Below are 16,109 nucleotides of genomic sequence, written 5' to 3'. Positions count from 1 at the left end.
AAAATTCGGACATTTTCAAAAATGATTGACATCTTTTTTTAATCTTTATTATCATTTTTTCATTTTTTTATTTAATCAATTTAAATATCTTTTAGGTACTGGGTATCACAAGCCAAATGTTCATCCCCAGTTAACGGATGGTCTAATTTTGTAAATCCTGCATGTTGATAGAGAATATTGGCAACCTCTAATTTTGTATCAGTAACCACATACATCTTTTGATAATACACTTGCGCAAACTCAAGTGCTTTTTTTAGCAAAACTTTTGACAAGCCATGTCCACGAGCTTCTGGTTTCAAATATAATTTTTGCAACTCACAGATATTTGGGTGACCCGGAACCGGCCCGACTCCACAACCGCCAACCACTTCTTTTTTCAAATCGTCAAATACCACCCAATAAATACTTTTTGGTAAATCGTTATAGTACTCGGCTAGTGAATCTAATTGAGGATCAAAATACGCAGTTCCGGGAATATTCAAATGTGCATCTCGTAAACAATCTTGAATAATTTTTTTCACTGCTTGATCATCAGTTGGTTCGATTTTACGAATTTTCAACATATATTTCACTTCAATCTAAACAGAATTTAAAAACAAGCATAACTCAATAATTCTGCTTGTCAATGGGTGCCTTGTTTTCACTTACACTCACCTATTCTTAAATTTAAATCATTTGTTTAAAAACTTTGACCTAACTGTTTTAGTTTAGTTTCAGTAGTTTGATCAGCTGCACTCTGAATAATTAGAAAATGAGTTTTTGAAGACGAAATCAACGTTGTTTCTGTCAAATATAACTCCCCTACTTGCGGATGGTTAAGCAGTAAACGCAACGTTTGCATATTTAACACATCCAATTGTTCCCATGGTTGAGAAAAATCTGGCTCGTCTTTAATTATTTCATAGATTTTATACAAATAAGATGAAGTGGGATTTTCACTATACAGTTGTCGAAATTGTGCCACCCTTTCAGCTGCATATTCGTTCCAATCACTAAATAAGGCTTTTAACACTGGATTTTTAAATGTTTGCCAGAGCAAGTTTTGCTGAATCTTCGACTTGTTTGCAATTTTTCCATACAGTTTAACAAACGCTCGATTAGTCTCTTGAATAATAAAATTTCGATCCATTATAAATGCCGGATACGGATTTTGAAAATTTAATAGTCTGATAAAGTCCTCACTAATATCCGCAACATGATTTAATTCAGGTGGTAGTTTTTTCTCAACTAGATTAAAGACATAGTTAATTTCAGATTCATTTAATTTCAAAACTTCGCATAAGGCCTTCAGAATTTCGACTGATGGATTTACCCCTGATCTGCCTTGTTCAATTCTTACATACCAATCCGTACTTAAATGTGCTCTTTCGGCTACTTCTTCCCGAGTAAGCCCTCTTGCTCGACGATGTGTATCTTGAACAATACCATAATCTTTTAAATTGGCTGTACTTCGTTTATATCGGAAAAAGTGTCCTAAAGGTTTTTCATTCATTTGTATCTTTTCCTTTCAATCAATCACCATTATTCACATTTTTTAAGAGGTTTATCAAGCTAGGACTAACAATCCTAGGATGATTGCGCTCTTCTTCTATTTTAAAAACCTCGCTATGATGAAGTTGTTCAAAATATTATAACATTCTTAGGAGGTCATTTTATGACAGTTAAAATTGGTATTAATGGATTTGGCAGAATCGGACGATTAGCATTTAGAAGAATTCTAGAACTCAACGACGATCGTCACATAGAAGTGGTTGCAATCAATGACTTGACGAGTCCACAAATGTTAGCCCATTTGCTTAAATACGACTCTACACATGGCACTTTACAAGCAAAAGTTAGTGCAACCCAGAACACCTTGATTGTGGATGGTAAAACCTATCATGTCTATTCACAGACAGATGCGGCTAAAATTCCCTGGGTAAAAAATGATGCTGTTGATTTTGTTTTGGAATGCACAGGTTTTTATACCAGTTCCAAAAAGGCCCAGGCTCACTTACAAGCCGGTGTTAAACGCGTTTTAATTTCTGCGCCTGCTGGTAGTGATGTCAAAACAATTGTTTATCATACAAACGACGCCATTCTAGATTCAAATGATCGAATCATTTCGGCGGGTTCTTGTACAACCAATTGTTTAGCACCCATGGCCGATGCCTTAGATAAAGAATTCGGTGTGGTCGCTGGCACTATGACCACCGTACACGCTTATACTTCAACCCAAATGTTGCTAGATGGTCCAGTTCGTGGTGGTAACCTGCGTGCAGCAAGAGCGGCAGCCAAAAACACAATTCCGCATTCTTCAGGTGGCGCTAAAGCTATTGGACTAGTTTTACCTAATCTAAACGGCCGCCTCCAAGGGCACGCCCAAAGAGTTCCTGTGGCAGATGGTTCATTAACTGAACTTGTGACCTTACTTAAAACGCCCCATTTAACGGTTGACGAAATTAACAAAAAAATTAAGCCTTATACAAAAAATAACGAAAGTTTTGGTTGGAATGAAGATCAAATTGTCTCTAGTGATGTGATTAATACCACCTATGGCTCAATCTTCGACCCCACTCAAACCGAGGTTGTTTCTGCAGGTGAAAATCAGCTGATTAAAACTGTTGCTTGGTACGACAACGAATATGGATTTACCTGCCAAATGGTTCGAACTTTAGTAAAACTTGCACAGTTTAACGATTAATTTTCAAAATAGTTATTACAAAAATAGACTAATTAAATGTACATACGTGCACTCAATTAGCCTATTTTATTACCCTAAAAGATCAAAATCCAAAAATTATTTTTTGGTTGTTTCTCGACTGTCTAATCCATATGGTAACGTAATGGTTGGTTCATCAATCTCTTCTTTATTCATTAATTTAGTAAGTAACCGCATGGAAACCGCACCAATATCATAAAGAGGTTGTGTAATTGAAGTCAGTTGTGGACGAACAAGTTGTGCCACCTGGGTGTCATTGCTAGTAATTAGTGCAAATTGATCTGGTACCTTAACGCCCTGATCAGTTAAGCCATTCAATACACCAGCCGCTAAGCGATCATCGCCAGCAAAGGCAGCAGTAATATCTGTATCCTTAAGTTGGCTGGCCAACTTAATTCCAGACTCATAGCTATAATCTGTTTCAAATATTAGCTTTTCATCGAACTTGATGCCAGCCTCTTTTAAAGCTTGTTTGTATCCTGCTAACCGATACTTTCCATTAATTGGTTCACTCAACGAACCACTAATGAAGGCAATCTTTTTATTTCCCTCTTTAATCAACTTTGAAACGGCTTCTGCAGTTGATTCAACATAGTCAATGCTGACAGATGGCACGCTTTCTTGGTCGTCAACCGAACCAGCAAAAACAATCGGTGTTCTTGAATGTGAGAATTCATCCCGTAGTTTGTCCGTAACACGATTTCCCATGAAAATAATGCCATCTACTTGTTTTGCAAGCAAAGTATTTAAGACTAACATTTCTTTTTGATCATTTTCATCAGAGTTTTCCATGATAATGTTATATTTATACATCGAAGCCACATCATCAATTCCACGTGCTAAAGAAGCAAAATAACCATTTGTTACATCTGGAATAATGACACCGATCGTAGTCGACTTCTTGCTAGCAAGACCACGTGCAACAGCATTAGGTCGGTAATCCAGCTTATCAATAACATCGTTTACACGCTGTCTCGTTGCTGGTTTAACATTTTGATTGCCATTTACTACTCGCGATACAGTCGCCATTGAAACGCCTGCCTCACGCGCAACATCATAAATTGTTACAGTTTGTTTTTCCATTTTAAAATCAGGTCTCCTTTTATGCGTTACTATACGTTTTCATAAATTTTCACTGCATTGTTAACGTTATCAAAAAATATTTAACTGTGCAAGTGTAGAAAACGCTTTCATGAAAAATATACCTCTTTTTTAGTTATATTTCAAGACTAAAACGATATGATATAATATTCACAACTAAATTAGAAAGAAGACGATGACATGACACAGTTAGATAAAGTTCGTAAATGGGTCAATGATAATGAGACTGATGTAGCTTATATTAGTAATCCCAAATCAATTGAATACCTCACTGGTTTTGCAAGTGATCCGGTTGAACGCATCCTTGGCCTATTTGTTTTCGCAGATGAGGACCCATTTTTATTTGCCCCCGCATTGGAAGTTGAAGCTATTCATGATACTGGGTGGAAGTATCCCGTTTATGGGTATCTTGATCACGAACATCCTTTTGCATTAATTGCTGAACAAATTAAAAAACGTGTTAACAATCCAGTTCAATGGGCAATTGAAAAAACTAATTTAACTATTGACCACTTTAATTCTATTAAAAAACAATTTCCATCAGCTGCTTTTGAAAAAAATTTGACCCCCTTCATTCAAAAATTACGTTTGATTAAAACTTCCGACGAAATTGAAAAACTTGATGCTGCTGGAAGAGAAGCTGATCTTGCATTCAAAATTGGTTTTGAAGCCGTTCAGGCAGGTCGAACTGAAGCTGAAATTGCTGCAGAATTAGAATATGTCCTTAAGAAAAAAGGTGTCATGCAAATGAGTTTTGATACCTTAATTCAAGCAGGCGCTCATGCTGCAGAACCACATGGTGCAACCGGTATGAACAAGATTAAAAATAACGAACTTGTTTTATTTGATTTGGGTACAATTCACCAAGGCTATATCAGTGATGCCTCACGAACCGTTGCTGTTGGTCAACCAAATGATAAAGCTCTAGATATTTACAAAGTTTGTTTAGATGCCCAGTTGACTGCTCAAGCAAAAGCAAGACCTGGAATGATTGCAGAAGACCTCGATAAAATTGCTCGTGACATCATCACAAAAGCAGGTTATGGTGAATATTTCATTCATCGTCTTGGGCACGGAATGGGCATGGGTGAACATGAATTTCCATCAATCATGGAAGGTAACAAAATGATTTTAGAAGAAGGCATGTGTTTTTCAATTGAACCCGGCATTTATATTCCTGGTGTCGCTGGTGTTCGGATTGAAGATTGCGTTCACATTACTAAAAATGGCTGCGAACCATTTACGCATACTTCTAAAGAACTTACTTATGTTGGTTAATGAACTATAATTAAAAAAAGAGTTCCCGATTTTTTTAATCGGAAACTCTCTTTTTATTTGTCCTTAGGTTTTTCATCATGCGTATGGGGCATGAACACTTCAGTTGGTGCATCATAACTATCTGATCCATTAACAAAAACATCGTTTTCATCATCTAGTTCGTCTTTTAATTCATCCGTTGATGCTTGGAAACTATCCGAAGCTGCACCTAAAAACTCATCTTTACTTTCAAGAACATGATTTTTCAATTCAACTGCTGAATCAAAAACTCGATCTTTGAGTTCCTCTTCCCAGTTGGCACCCTCTAAATCATTCTGTTCTCTAAAACGATTTACTTTATTTTGTGCTGCTTGGACTAATTCTTCCTTAGTTGTACCAGTTAATTTTAAGGTACCATAAATCGCAGCTGCGCCACCAATTAACGCACCTAATAAAAATTTACCTTTTGCCATTATCAAAAACCTCCTAGTCTTTCGTTTGTTTATTTTTATGTTCACGATACATGTGGATAGCACCTTTACCAGCTTTAAATGCTGCCGAAACAGTTCCAGTCTTTTTTCCAGGATTAGTCAGCTTAGTGGTTAAATTACGTGTTGCTTCGTTTAAATCTGAAGTACTCTGTCCTAAGTCAGCCATTGCCTGAAATACTGGATCAATCGTCGCTACCTTGCCGTTAACGTCAGCCAATAAGTCATTTGCATTTGCCATAATATCTTCAGCTTCTTTAGAAATTAAATCCACATCTTTAGTTACAACTGCAAGACTTCGATTAATTTCCACCAAAGTTTTTGAGGCTCGCACTAACACAAGACCGATAAATAATACCAAAATCAGTAAAGCTACTGCTGCAATTATTGCTGCGATTCCGCCACCTGTCATAATTTATCCTCCTGTTAACTTGATTGTCTTAAGCATATCATTTGAGTTTACGCACTGCAATTAAAAAAGAGGGAAAAATATTTTTTATGAAACTGATTACAAAGAAAACTGAGTCTGTTAAAATCAGTATACAAGGAGATGAGTATTATTCACTTTCTAATTGGTGTTACAAATTCGCCCAGTTCTTTAATCAAGGCCTTTCAAACTTATTTTTCAGCTTTTAACTGGCAAAAACTGGCAGAATCTTTATTTAACCATTTACTTGAAATTATCTTGATTTCTATTTTCTTTTGGATAATCAATTTTGTTGGTAAACGTTTATTAACAAACGGGTTACACAAATATCACCATTTAAACGATGCAATTCCTAACAGGGCCGTCACTTTGCTTGCGTTAGTCATCAACATATTTCACTATGTTGTTTTATTCTTTTATCTTTATGCGCTTCTCTCAATTATTGGCGTTCCAGTGGGTACTCTAGTCGCCGGTGCAGGAATTATTAGTATTGCCGTAGGTTTAGGTGCACAAGGCTTAGTTAGCGATATTGTCAACGGCCTTTTTATCCTTCTCGATGGTCAGTTAGACGTTGGTGATCAAGTAACTATTCAAAGTATTAATGGTAAAGTTACTGAAATTGGTCTGCGTTCCACACAAGTTCTTTCTGATGATGGTACAACCAATTTTATTCCCAATCGATCAATTACAGCAATTGCCAATCACTCACGAAATGATCAGGTTGTTTCTATTTTTTTGGCTTTTGAAAATTTATCTGATTTAAAAAGTGCTGAGCAATTAATTACTAAAGCTACAGTTGAATTAGCTACTAAATCAACTGAAATAACTACCGACCCCACAGTAAATAGTCCCGTTCAAGATCAAAATGGAAACATTGGCCTTCGAGTTAAAATGTATGTAACAAATGGCACCGTCGATCAGATTCAAAAAATGTTGCTTCAAAATTATTTGAATCTATTAACTACCCATGATTTGCGGATTATTAATAATCAACTATTACAACAAAATAAATAGGATTTGAAATCATTAATTAGTAGATTTCAAATCCTATTTATTTTAAATTTTTCGTTTAAACTACCACCAGTCATCAAACACTTTCAGTAATTTTTGGCTAGCTCTACCACGATGACTAATTGTATTCTTTTCTTCGGCAGTCATTTCAGCCAAAGATTGGTTCTTTTCTGGAACCCAAAATAAAGGATCATAGCCAAAACCGTTATCGCCCCTTGGAACGGCTAATATTCTGCCTCGAAGTTCGCCATCTACTACCAGCTTGCTGTCATCAGGCTTCATTAGAACTAATGTTGTATGAAACGTAGCTGTTCTCTTTTCTACCGGTACTCCTGCAAGTTCACTCAATAGTTTAGCATTATTCGCCGCATCATCGTGATCACCGGCATAACGCGCCGAAAAGATTCCTGGTCGCCCATTTAAAGCATCAACTTCCAAACCTGAATCATCTGCCAAAACTGGCAACTTAGTTTTCTTAGCCACAGCAGAAGCCTTGATTGTAGCATTCTCCTCAAAAGTCATTCCGGTTTCCGCAATTTTTCCAATTTCTGGATAATTTTTTAAGGATGTCACCTCAATGTTTTTGGCAGCAAATAATTTCTGAAATTCACGAAGCTTTCCATCATTATTAGTTGCAATAATAATTTGTTCTTTTTGTGCCATCATTTTACCTCTAATTTTAATTGATCAATTTTAGTTTTATCGGCCGTCACATTAATCTCTAACCATTGACTTGCAATTTGATTAAAACTCTTTGGTGATGCGGTTGTAAAGTAATGGTTTTTAGTACGATCTCCAGACGCATCTTTAGCAATATCAAAATAATCCAGTAAGGCCGATACCGTTCCAATTGTTTCCGCGCCGGAATCAATCAAGGTAACCTGCCCTCCCATTACATCCTGAATAATAGGTCTCAACAGTGGATAATGTGTACATCCTAATACCAATGTATCAACATGCTTATTTTCAAAATATTGAAGCGTTTCGGCCACAACTTTTTTAGCAATTGGTGAATCATATTCATTGCTTTCAACTAATGGTACAAATTTCGGGCATGCCAAACTAAAAACTTCAACCGAACTATCTTTGGACAGTATTGCGCGTTCGTATGCACCACTTTTAATGGTTCCCTCCGTACCAATAACACCAATTCGTCGGTTACGAGATACTTTCAAGGCGGCACGACTACCAGGCGAAATGACGCCAACCACAGGAATAGGTAACTTTTCTTTCAAATCTTCTAAAGCTGCAGAAGTTGCCGTATTACAAGCAATGACTAACATTTTAATGTTTTTTTTCAATAAAAATGCGGCCATTTGTTCAGAAAATCGACGAACTTCCTCACTTGAGCGGGGACCGTACGGTAATCTAGCTTGATCCCCAATAAAACATACAGATTCCAATGGTAACTGGCGAAGTGCTTCCCGCACAACCGTCAAGCCACCCACACCAGAATCCATAAATCCAATTGCACGATTATCCATTTTTTTCATCCTCTTCACGTAATCTGAAACTACATTATCTCTTTTTAAAAACCGAAAAGCAAGTACTGACTGCTTCAAAAAAACAAAACAACCATTATAATGTTGTTTTGCTTTTGGTATTCTCTAGAATTACTAGTTGTTAACTTTAAGTTGATTTTGCCATTCTTTTGAATAAAACTTGTTGTTCATATGATAAGTTGGTGTTGTCTGTTTTTGTGTTAAAAATGGATCAATTGCTTGATCTGCAGCTAACCAACCACGCCAACCTAAGTGAATGGTATCTTGCATGAAATATGGCACATCGCCTTTGTCACTGAGATCACAAATATTAGTAAATCCTTGCGAAGTAAGTTGATAACGAATTTTCTGATCAAATTGTTTTAACATCTTAGTAGACAAGCCCGTGTATTTACTCCACTTTTCATTAACTGGCGGAATAATGAACTCGACATTGGTATCGGATGCCGCAAATTGATCCAAAACTAATTCAAAATCGCTAAACTCTGGTGATTGTGTATATGTCCAATTTTGTTCAAAATTTTTAAACTTTTTTTCTTTTGAACGGAGTCGACGAGCATAAAAACGATTATCAATGCCAAAACGATTGTTAGTAGTGTGCTTTTCACCTTGTTTAACTGCCAATTGATTAAGCTCATGCAACTGATAATGCTCTGGTAACTGCTTAGTTAAGCGGTCTATTTTACGCTGATTATTTTTTATCTTTAATGCTGAAAACAGTTGATCCTCATGTTGCAATAAACGTTGCTCATAGATCAGATAAGTTCGCTGCTGGTGCGTAATCTTTTGTCCTTTAGCCACACGCCTTAAGGCCATCATAATGGTATGATTGGCATTTCCAGAAGGCATGTCAAGAAGGCGTTGAGCCGCATAACGATCTGTTGCATTGTTTTGTTTGCGGTCCAAAAGCCAAGTTGTTGACTGTAAAGGTGAATAGTAAAATCCAAATGCATCTTTACGAGCACCTTTTTTGACAAACCATTGCGGTGAGATTACAAAAACAGCTTTACGGTTCTTCATCTGTGAGGTAATTAACTGCATCTGAAAATAATGCGTCAGTGATTGTGTCCCAGGTGCCCCCATTAAAAATGGGGTATAACTACGATTGTATTTAGTTGCCAGAACGGATGGATGAGAAAAATCAAATCTAGAAAATTCTGAAGAACCAAAAAATGGCACAAATTTTTCGTGTGATAAAGCAGATTCTTTGATTACCTGTCCCTTAAGTACATTTGGTGATAGCGCAAGTGCTGCCTTGTTTTCAGTTTTAGCCGTGATATGGTTTAATTTGAATGGGGAAAACAAGAGTGCAAACAACAAAAGCGCCGCAAAAACTACCGGTCCAAATATCAGAAAAAGTTTTTTTGCCACTATTTCAACATTTCCTCGGTATTTGCAATAATCTTATTGGGCGTGTCCCATTCGCTACGCTCAAATTCAGAAACAGGTACTTCTATCCCTAGTTCACTTTGCAATTGTAAAAGTAGTTGAACAGTTCCCATCGAATCTAGTAAGCCATTTTCAAAAAGATTATCGTCTAAATCATCACTTAAATCACTACCTGTTAAATCTTGTAAAACATTTAAAACTGTTTCTTTTGTATCCATTTTATTGTACTCCCCTTCAAAAATTAATTTACTTCATCATTATCATTTTATTCAGAAAACCTGAAAAAAGTAGAAATGTAAAACATACAAAATTAAAAGTTATGAAAGTTGCAAAAACTTCCGTAAATTTATTATGTGGTATTTGACCACGATGGCTCTTTTTATACCTGAGCCACCAGTCATTTACAACGAGCGCGGCCCCGTGCAAAATACCGTAAGTAACATAGTACCATGTCACACCGTGCCAGAATCCCATAATTGTCATATTCAGAATATAGGTCACATTAGCGGTTGTTTTCGGGCTTTTAAAAACTTTATGTTTCATAAAAAAGAAAACTAATCGCATATAAATGTAATCTCGGAACCAAAAGGATAAAGTCATATGCCAACGATTCCAGAAATCTTTAATATTACGAGATTTAAATGGCGAATTAAAGTTCATTGGCGTTTCGATACCCATAAAGTAACTGGTTCCAACCGCAAATAAACTGTAACCGGCAAAATCAAAAAACAAATACATACTATAAACATACATAACGCCAACTAATGACCATGATAGTCCGTGAGCCATTAAGGCCTGATGTTCTAATTTTGGTAATAACATTGTGCCAAAAACATATGCCAACATATATTTATATATGAAACCTTTAAAAATATTGTGTAGCCCTTTTTGTAACAACTGCAGATATTTCCCCTGTTTTGGAACACGATCATAATCACGTTTGAAACGTCGATAACGATCAATTGGTCCTGATGAAATTGTAGGGAAAAACACCAAGAATTGTAAGAAAAACCAAGGATTAAAAGCCTTCAACACACCATCACGAGATTCCATAATAGTTTGCACAGCCTTAAAGGTTAAATAACTGATCCCCAAAAATCCAATAATCGATTGTTTACCGTTTTGAATGGCTGGCGTTAGCTTCACAATAACAAGTGGTATGATTGCCAAAATGACCGCACTTACAAAAACACCCGTGTTATTATTTTTTTTACGGTACTTTGTATAGCACCAGACCAGCAGAACCTCATAAATTAAATACGCAATTAAAGCAAATCCTTGTGTGAGTTTTGGGCCTCCAAATGTAAGAATTAAAAAGAAGACCGAAATAAGTGTTTCATACCAATGAAACCTCTTACCACACAGAATTCCAATCACAATTGGTAATAAACCAAGGCCTAAAATACCAAAGTACATGGGGTTTTCATATGGTGTAAAAGATAACATTAAGAATTAACCTCACTCATAATAAATTTGATGTCAATTTTGCCATTGGCAGTCAGTGGTAATTTGTTTTTAAAAACAAATCGATTTGGTACCATGTATGGCATCATTGTTTTTTGTAAATCCGTTTTAATTGCTCTGGTCAACGCTATGCTTGTTTCAGCAGCATCTGTTTCTTGTGCAATTACATAAGCTACTAACTGGGAAACTTTATGGTTTACATCATATTTAGGAACCGCCACCCCCTGTTTGATTAGCTTTTGTGCATTCAAGAAATGATTAACTTCTTCAAGTTCAATTCGATAACCATGCAATTTAATTTGAAAATCTAAACGACCGAGATAACGTAACATACCATTTCTATCTTTTTTTCCTAAATCTCCAGAATGATAAATATGGTGATTTCCCACACTTTGAAAAGCATGAGCCGTTTTGAGTGGATTATTTAAATATCCCTTAGATACACCAGGTCCCGAAATAACAATTTCGCCCTCTTCGCCATCAGGCAAAACAGCACCTTTATCGTTCACAATCTCAATTATGGTATCTGATTTTGCTTTTCCAATTGGTAATCGCTCATAATCGTTTAAAACTTTTTGCGTAATTTCGACAGCCGTCACTGCAACTGTTGTTTCGGTCGGACCGTACGTATTAAATATTTTTGCAGTCGGAAACCGCTGCTTTAATAATTCAGCCGTTTGATGTGTCAATTCTTCACCACAGAATAAAAAGTGACTTAAATCAGGTAAATGTTCTGCATCAAAGGTTGGTTCCAACAAACAAATATCAACAAAAGAAGGTGTTGATACCCAAACGTTCAATTTCATCTCAGGTAAATATTCAAAAAGTTGTTTAAAATTGTCCGTTACGTTTTTTGGTAATACCTTTAAAGTTCCACCACTCACAAGTGTTGGATACAAGCTCATCACGGATAAATCAAAAGAATAAGGTGCTTGTGCCAAACTAGTCGGGTGGCTTGGTAACTCAAAGTCTGCCAGCATCCAATTTACAAAACTGGTTAAATTTTGATGACTAATTTGAACTCCTTTTGGTTTGCCAGTTGTTCCTGACGTAAAGATAATATAAAAATTTTGATTTCCATGAACCGCATTTTTAACAATTTTATTCGCATTTTGTTGAAAAATCTGATGCAATTCACTTGGAGTAATTACTGAAACACCGGTAAGCTGAATTGGTAAACTCTCAACGGCAATGCAAGCTGCTGGGTTTGCAATCTCTTGAATCATAGTCAAGCGATCATTTGAGGAATGCTTGTCAATTGGAATATAAGCATGTCCACTTTTGACACATCCTAAAAATGTGGCAATCATTTCAAACGTTTGTTCACCATAAACCATAATAGGCGTTTGTGGTGCCAGATTCATTTGCGTTATTTTCTCTGCTAAAGCATCAGAATAATGCTTTAATTCTTGATAAGTATGTGTCTTGCCTAAATAATCATATGCAATTCGTTCAGGCGTTTTTTCGGCAATTTGATCAATCGCCTGAATCACATTTGTAATTTTCATTAAAAATCCCCCCGGTAAATCAAAAAATTAGCCTAATTTAAAATTCATTATAAATAAATGTTCCGCCTTCAATACCGCTATATCCGTATAGATAAACCAGAACCAAAAAAACTGCAAAATAAAAAAACATTCGTCCAAGAAATTTTACCCATTCTCGCTGCCAAAATGTTTTTAAAAAGTCTTTCATGTTATCCCCCCTTGAATACACGCTTTTCACTTTCACAGTATCTCATGAATTAATCGACCTGTAAATATCTTTCAGTATAATCAATTAATCTTTCTGTAACAATCCATTAACGCAACTGTTAACTAATTCTTTACTTCGTTCAAAAAAAACGGCCATAAATGAAACAAAAAAAGCAGCATAACACGAATTGAAATCCGTGTCACACTGCGTTTAATTTATTATAAAGCTTTTAAGCGTATTGGGCTAAAACTTTTTGAATTTGTTCTTTAGAGTGGTAACCAACTAGTGTATCAACAACGGCACCATCTTTTTTAACCATCAAAGTTGGAATACTCATAATGCCAAAGTTTTGAGCGGTCTTCGGATTAGCATCAACATCCATCTTAGTGAACTTAACCTGATCGTTCATTTCACCCTCCAATTGTTCAACAACTGGAGACTGCATACGACAAGGACCACACCAAGTTGCCCAAAAATCCGTTAAAGTGACACCTTTACTAGTTTTGTCATTAAAATTATCATCAGTAATTGCTTCTACCATTTTAATTGCCTTCTTTCTCATTTACTAATAACAGTTTATCAAAGTTTGTTTTAAACACCAATAATATTGCTTACAAAAAATTAGTTACTTAAAATGTACCACGGTTGCGCCATTACCACCTACATTTGGTGCTGCATACTCAAAATGTTTCACTTGGCGATTGCCTTGTAGGTACTGTGTGATCCCTTTACGTAACGCACCAGTTCCCTTACCATGGACAATTGTAACCATTGGGTACCCTGCTAATAACGCAGAATCAATATAACGATCCACCTCAGTCATTGCCTCTTCATACCGTTTGCCACGTAAATCCAAAGTTGTTTTAACAGCTGAACTTGTTCGTCGAATTGTCGTTCGATTACCAGCGGATTCATTTTTATCAGGTGCAATTTTTTCAAGCTCATCAGTTGGCACTTTCATTTTCAAAATACCCATTTGAACTTCCCAATGCTTTTTATCCATTTGTCGCAGCAATGATCCACGCTGACCATAACTGGTTACCATTACATCATCATTAACCTTAAGCTCTTGTTTTGCTTTTACACGTCGCAGAACTCGATTTTTCTTCAGACTAGGGGCCTGATGCAAGGCATTTAAACCACTTTTAGAATTAATTAATTGATTTTCCTTAATTCCAGCTCCGCCCTGCATTTCCATTTTTCGAAGTTTTTTAATTATTTTATCGGCCTTTTCTTCAGCATTATCTACCAAATCATTAGCTTGTTGCTTTGCCTTTTCCAAGTACTGATCTTTCGAATTAAGTAATTTCTGATATTCATTAGTTAAATCCTTATGCAAAGTTTCCGATTCAGCTACTTCAATCTTTAATTTATCAGCACGATCGGCAGCCTCTTTTTGACGAGTTGATAGATCTTTGATCATTGCACTCAAATCTTGACTATCCTGATCCATTAACGAACGAGCTTGCATAATAACGCCAGATTCAAGTCCTAATCGTTTGGCAATATCAAACGCATTACTACTTCCAGGAATACCCACCAGCAACTTATACGTAGGTTTTAATGATTCTGTATCAAACTCCATACTGGCATTCATTGTTTCCGGACGATTATAGCCATAGGCCTTCAATTCCGGATAATGTGTCGTGGCTAAGACATAACTTCCCGCACTACCCACACGATCTAAAATTGCAATGGCCAAGGCAGCTCCTTCTTTGGGGTCTGTTCCCCCTCCTAGTTCATCAAACAAAACTAAACTATGTTCGTCAATTTGTGCTAAAATCTGCACAATATTGTCCATATGTGAAGAAAAAGTACTTAAATTTTGCTCAATCGATTGTTCATCACCAATATCAGCAAAAATTTCTGTAAAAATACCCATTTGACTATGTTCAGCAACCGGAATAAATAACCCTGATTGAGCCATTAGTTGCAATAAACCAAACGTTTTTAATGTAATGGTTTTACCACCAGTATTAGGCCCAGTAATAATAAGCGCTTTATAATCGGTTCCTAAATCAATATCATTTGGAACAATTTTCTTAGGATCAATCAATGGATGACGTGCATTTCTAAAATGAACATGATTTTCTGCTGATATTGTTGGTTCTGTACCTTTAATTTCTGCAGCATAACGTGCTTTAGCATTGATAAAATCCAAATGTCCCAATACTGCCGCATTATTCAACAAATCTTCTCGATAGGGAGCAAGAAGTTCAGAAAGTTCTGCTAGAATTCTTTCTTCTTCATTTTTTTCTTCAACTTGATTTTGTCGCAACTGATTGTTCAAATCCATTACTGCGGCCGGTTCTATATACATTGTTTGACCAGATGCACTTTGATCATGGACCACTCCACCGAAGTGACTGCGATATTGTGCCATAACCGGAATAACGTAGCGTCCATCGCGCATTGTAATAATTGATTCACTAAGATATTTTGCGTCTTTTCCTCGTGTATAACTGTCCATCTTCGCTCGAATTGAAGTTTCCGTAGTTGTAATTCTACTCCGGATACCAAACAATTTATCCGACGCCTCACTAGTTATATGGCCATCTCCTTCAATCGATTTAATTAATCGTTTTGAAATTTCTGGCAAAGCCTGTAACTTTTTGACCGTATCGTACAACGTATGGAATTCAATTTTTTCTTCTTGTAATTTTTGAAAGAAATTGATAACATCTTGCGTTGAACGCAGCATTTTAGTAACTTGAGATAATTCAAGTCCACTTAACGTTGCACCAATTTCAAGACGTTTCATTTGAGGGCCGATATTGTCTAGCTTAGCAATTGGAATACCTCCCTTTAAACGATATGCATCTGCACCATCCAAAGTTTCAGTTAAAGCAAACTGAATTTGTTCATGCGCTACCATAGGAGTTAAGTTTGTTAACTCTTGACGACCACTTTGAGACGCCAAATAGGGTTTTAATTTATCTTTTACTTTTTGATACTCTAAAGTTTCAAAAATCTTTTTATTCATTTTGTTAGTCCTTTTAGTTTGTTAGTCCTTTTAGTTATTTATTCGTATTTTAGCGCAATTCAATAGGCTTGAACACAAAACTGTTTTGCGC

At 36.2% G+C, this 16,109-nt stretch carries 17 protein-coding genes; 3 read left to right on the top strand and 14 right to left on the bottom strand.

The annotated features are described in order from the left end of the window. Positions 1–80: 80 nt before the first annotated feature. Together IV87_RS07865 and IV87_RS07860 are read right to left on the bottom strand one after the other, a co-directional pair. Positions 81–563 (bottom strand): GNAT family N-acetyltransferase, encoded by a 483-nt coding sequence (locus IV87_RS07865; protein ID WP_236698986.1) that lies wholly within the window; start codon positions 561–563, stop codon positions 81–83. A 116-nt stretch (positions 564–679) separates the two neighbouring features. Further along, on the bottom strand, positions 680–1,492 hold the full coding sequence (locus tag IV87_RS07860) for a helix-turn-helix domain-containing protein (RefSeq protein WP_057807128.1): 813 nt from the start codon (positions 1,490–1,492) through the stop codon (positions 680–682). Between the two features lie 162 nt (positions 1,493–1,654). Here IV87_RS07860 and gap point away from each other — a divergent pair, with 162 nt between their 5' ends. Then, positions 1,655–2,683 (top strand): type I glyceraldehyde-3-phosphate dehydrogenase, encoded by a 1,029-nt coding sequence (gap, locus tag IV87_RS07855; RefSeq protein ID WP_057807126.1) that lies wholly within the window; start codon positions 1,655–1,657, stop codon positions 2,681–2,683. Between the two features lie 96 nt (positions 2,684–2,779). On the opposite strand, the gene ccpA is transcribed toward gap, so the two are convergent. Further along, complete coding sequence (gene ccpA, locus IV87_RS07850; RefSeq protein ID WP_057807124.1) at positions 2,780–3,784, bottom strand: catabolite control protein A; 1,005 nt, start codon at positions 3,782–3,784, stop codon at positions 2,780–2,782. A gap of 198 nt (positions 3,785–3,982) precedes the next feature. Between ccpA and IV87_RS07845 the strand changes: the two genes are divergently transcribed. After that, positions 3,983–5,080 carry a M24 family metallopeptidase gene (locus IV87_RS07845; protein WP_057807122.1) on the top strand — a complete coding sequence of 366 codons (1,098 nt, stop codon included), beginning with the start codon at positions 3,983–3,985 and terminating at the stop codon, positions 5,078–5,080. A 53-nt stretch (positions 5,081–5,133) separates the two neighbouring features. On the opposite strand, the gene IV87_RS07840 is transcribed toward IV87_RS07845, so the two are convergent. Next, positions 5,134–5,532, bottom strand: coding sequence for a C-GCAxxG-C-C family protein (locus tag IV87_RS07840; protein WP_057807120.1), 399 nt, complete (start codon positions 5,530–5,532; stop codon positions 5,134–5,136). 13 nt (positions 5,533–5,545) lie between these two features. Further along, positions 5,546–5,959, bottom strand: a complete 414-nt coding sequence (locus tag IV87_RS07835; RefSeq protein WP_057807118.1) for a DUF948 domain-containing protein — start codon at positions 5,957–5,959, stop codon at positions 5,546–5,548. A gap of 138 nt (positions 5,960–6,097) precedes the next feature. On the opposite strand from IV87_RS07835, the gene IV87_RS07830 reads away from it, so the two are divergent. Further along, positions 6,098–6,988 (top strand): mechanosensitive ion channel family protein, encoded by an 891-nt coding sequence (locus tag IV87_RS07830; protein WP_057807116.1) that lies wholly within the window; start codon positions 6,098–6,100, stop codon positions 6,986–6,988. A 60-nt stretch (positions 6,989–7,048) separates the two neighbouring features. Here IV87_RS07830 and IV87_RS07825 read toward each other — a convergent pair whose 3' ends face one another. From IV87_RS07825 to IV87_RS07785, 9 genes are all read right to left on the bottom strand, one after another. Next, complete coding sequence (locus tag IV87_RS07825) at positions 7,049–7,648, bottom strand: XTP/dITP diphosphatase (RefSeq protein ID WP_057807114.1); 600 nt, start codon at positions 7,646–7,648, stop codon at positions 7,049–7,051. Beyond that, positions 7,648–8,478 carry a glutamate racemase gene (gene racE / locus IV87_RS07820; RefSeq protein ID WP_074693939.1) on the bottom strand — a complete coding sequence of 277 codons (831 nt, stop codon included), beginning with the start codon at positions 8,476–8,478 and terminating at the stop codon, positions 7,648–7,650. Before racE ends, IV87_RS07825 begins: the two co-directional genes overlap by 1 nt. Positions 8,479–8,601: 123 nt before the next feature. Next, positions 8,602–9,858, bottom strand: a complete 1,257-nt coding sequence (gene dltD / locus IV87_RS07815) for a D-alanyl-lipoteichoic acid biosynthesis protein DltD (RefSeq protein WP_057807110.1) — start codon at positions 9,856–9,858, stop codon at positions 8,602–8,604. Further along, positions 9,858–10,094 (bottom strand): D-alanine--poly(phosphoribitol) ligase subunit DltC, encoded by a 237-nt coding sequence (gene dltC, locus IV87_RS07810; protein ID WP_057807108.1) that lies wholly within the window; start codon positions 10,092–10,094, stop codon positions 9,858–9,860. Before dltC ends, dltD begins: the two co-directional genes overlap by 1 nt. A gap of 28 nt (positions 10,095–10,122) precedes the next feature. Then, positions 10,123–11,322 (bottom strand): D-alanyl-lipoteichoic acid biosynthesis protein DltB, encoded by a 1,200-nt coding sequence (gene dltB / locus IV87_RS07805; protein WP_057807106.1) that lies wholly within the window; start codon positions 11,320–11,322, stop codon positions 10,123–10,125. After that, on the bottom strand, positions 11,322–12,848 hold the full coding sequence (gene dltA / locus IV87_RS07800; RefSeq protein ID WP_057807104.1) for a D-alanine--poly(phosphoribitol) ligase subunit DltA: 1,527 nt from the start codon (positions 12,846–12,848) through the stop codon (positions 11,322–11,324). Before dltA ends, dltB begins: the two co-directional genes overlap by 1 nt. Positions 12,849–12,885: 37 nt before the next feature. After that, positions 12,886–13,035, bottom strand: a complete 150-nt coding sequence (locus tag IV87_RS07795) for a teichoic acid D-Ala incorporation-associated protein DltX (RefSeq protein ID WP_057807101.1) — start codon at positions 13,033–13,035, stop codon at positions 12,886–12,888. Positions 13,036–13,264: 229 nt separating this feature from the next. Continuing rightward, positions 13,265–13,576 carry a thioredoxin gene (trxA, locus tag IV87_RS07790; protein WP_057807099.1) on the bottom strand — a complete coding sequence of 104 codons (312 nt, stop codon included), beginning with the start codon at positions 13,574–13,576 and terminating at the stop codon, positions 13,265–13,267. 84 nt (positions 13,577–13,660) lie between these two features. Continuing rightward, positions 13,661–16,018 (bottom strand): endonuclease MutS2, encoded by a 2,358-nt coding sequence (locus tag IV87_RS07785; RefSeq protein ID WP_057807097.1) that lies wholly within the window; start codon positions 16,016–16,018, stop codon positions 13,661–13,663. Positions 16,019–16,109: the final 91 nt, after the last annotated feature.

This window comes from Pediococcus ethanolidurans (genome assembly GCF_001437405.1).
Lineage (GTDB): Bacteria > Bacillota > Bacilli > Lactobacillales > Lactobacillaceae > Pediococcus > Pediococcus ethanolidurans.
Note: the sequence above shows the minus strand (reverse complement) of the source record. Positions and strands in the feature narration are given on the sequence as shown.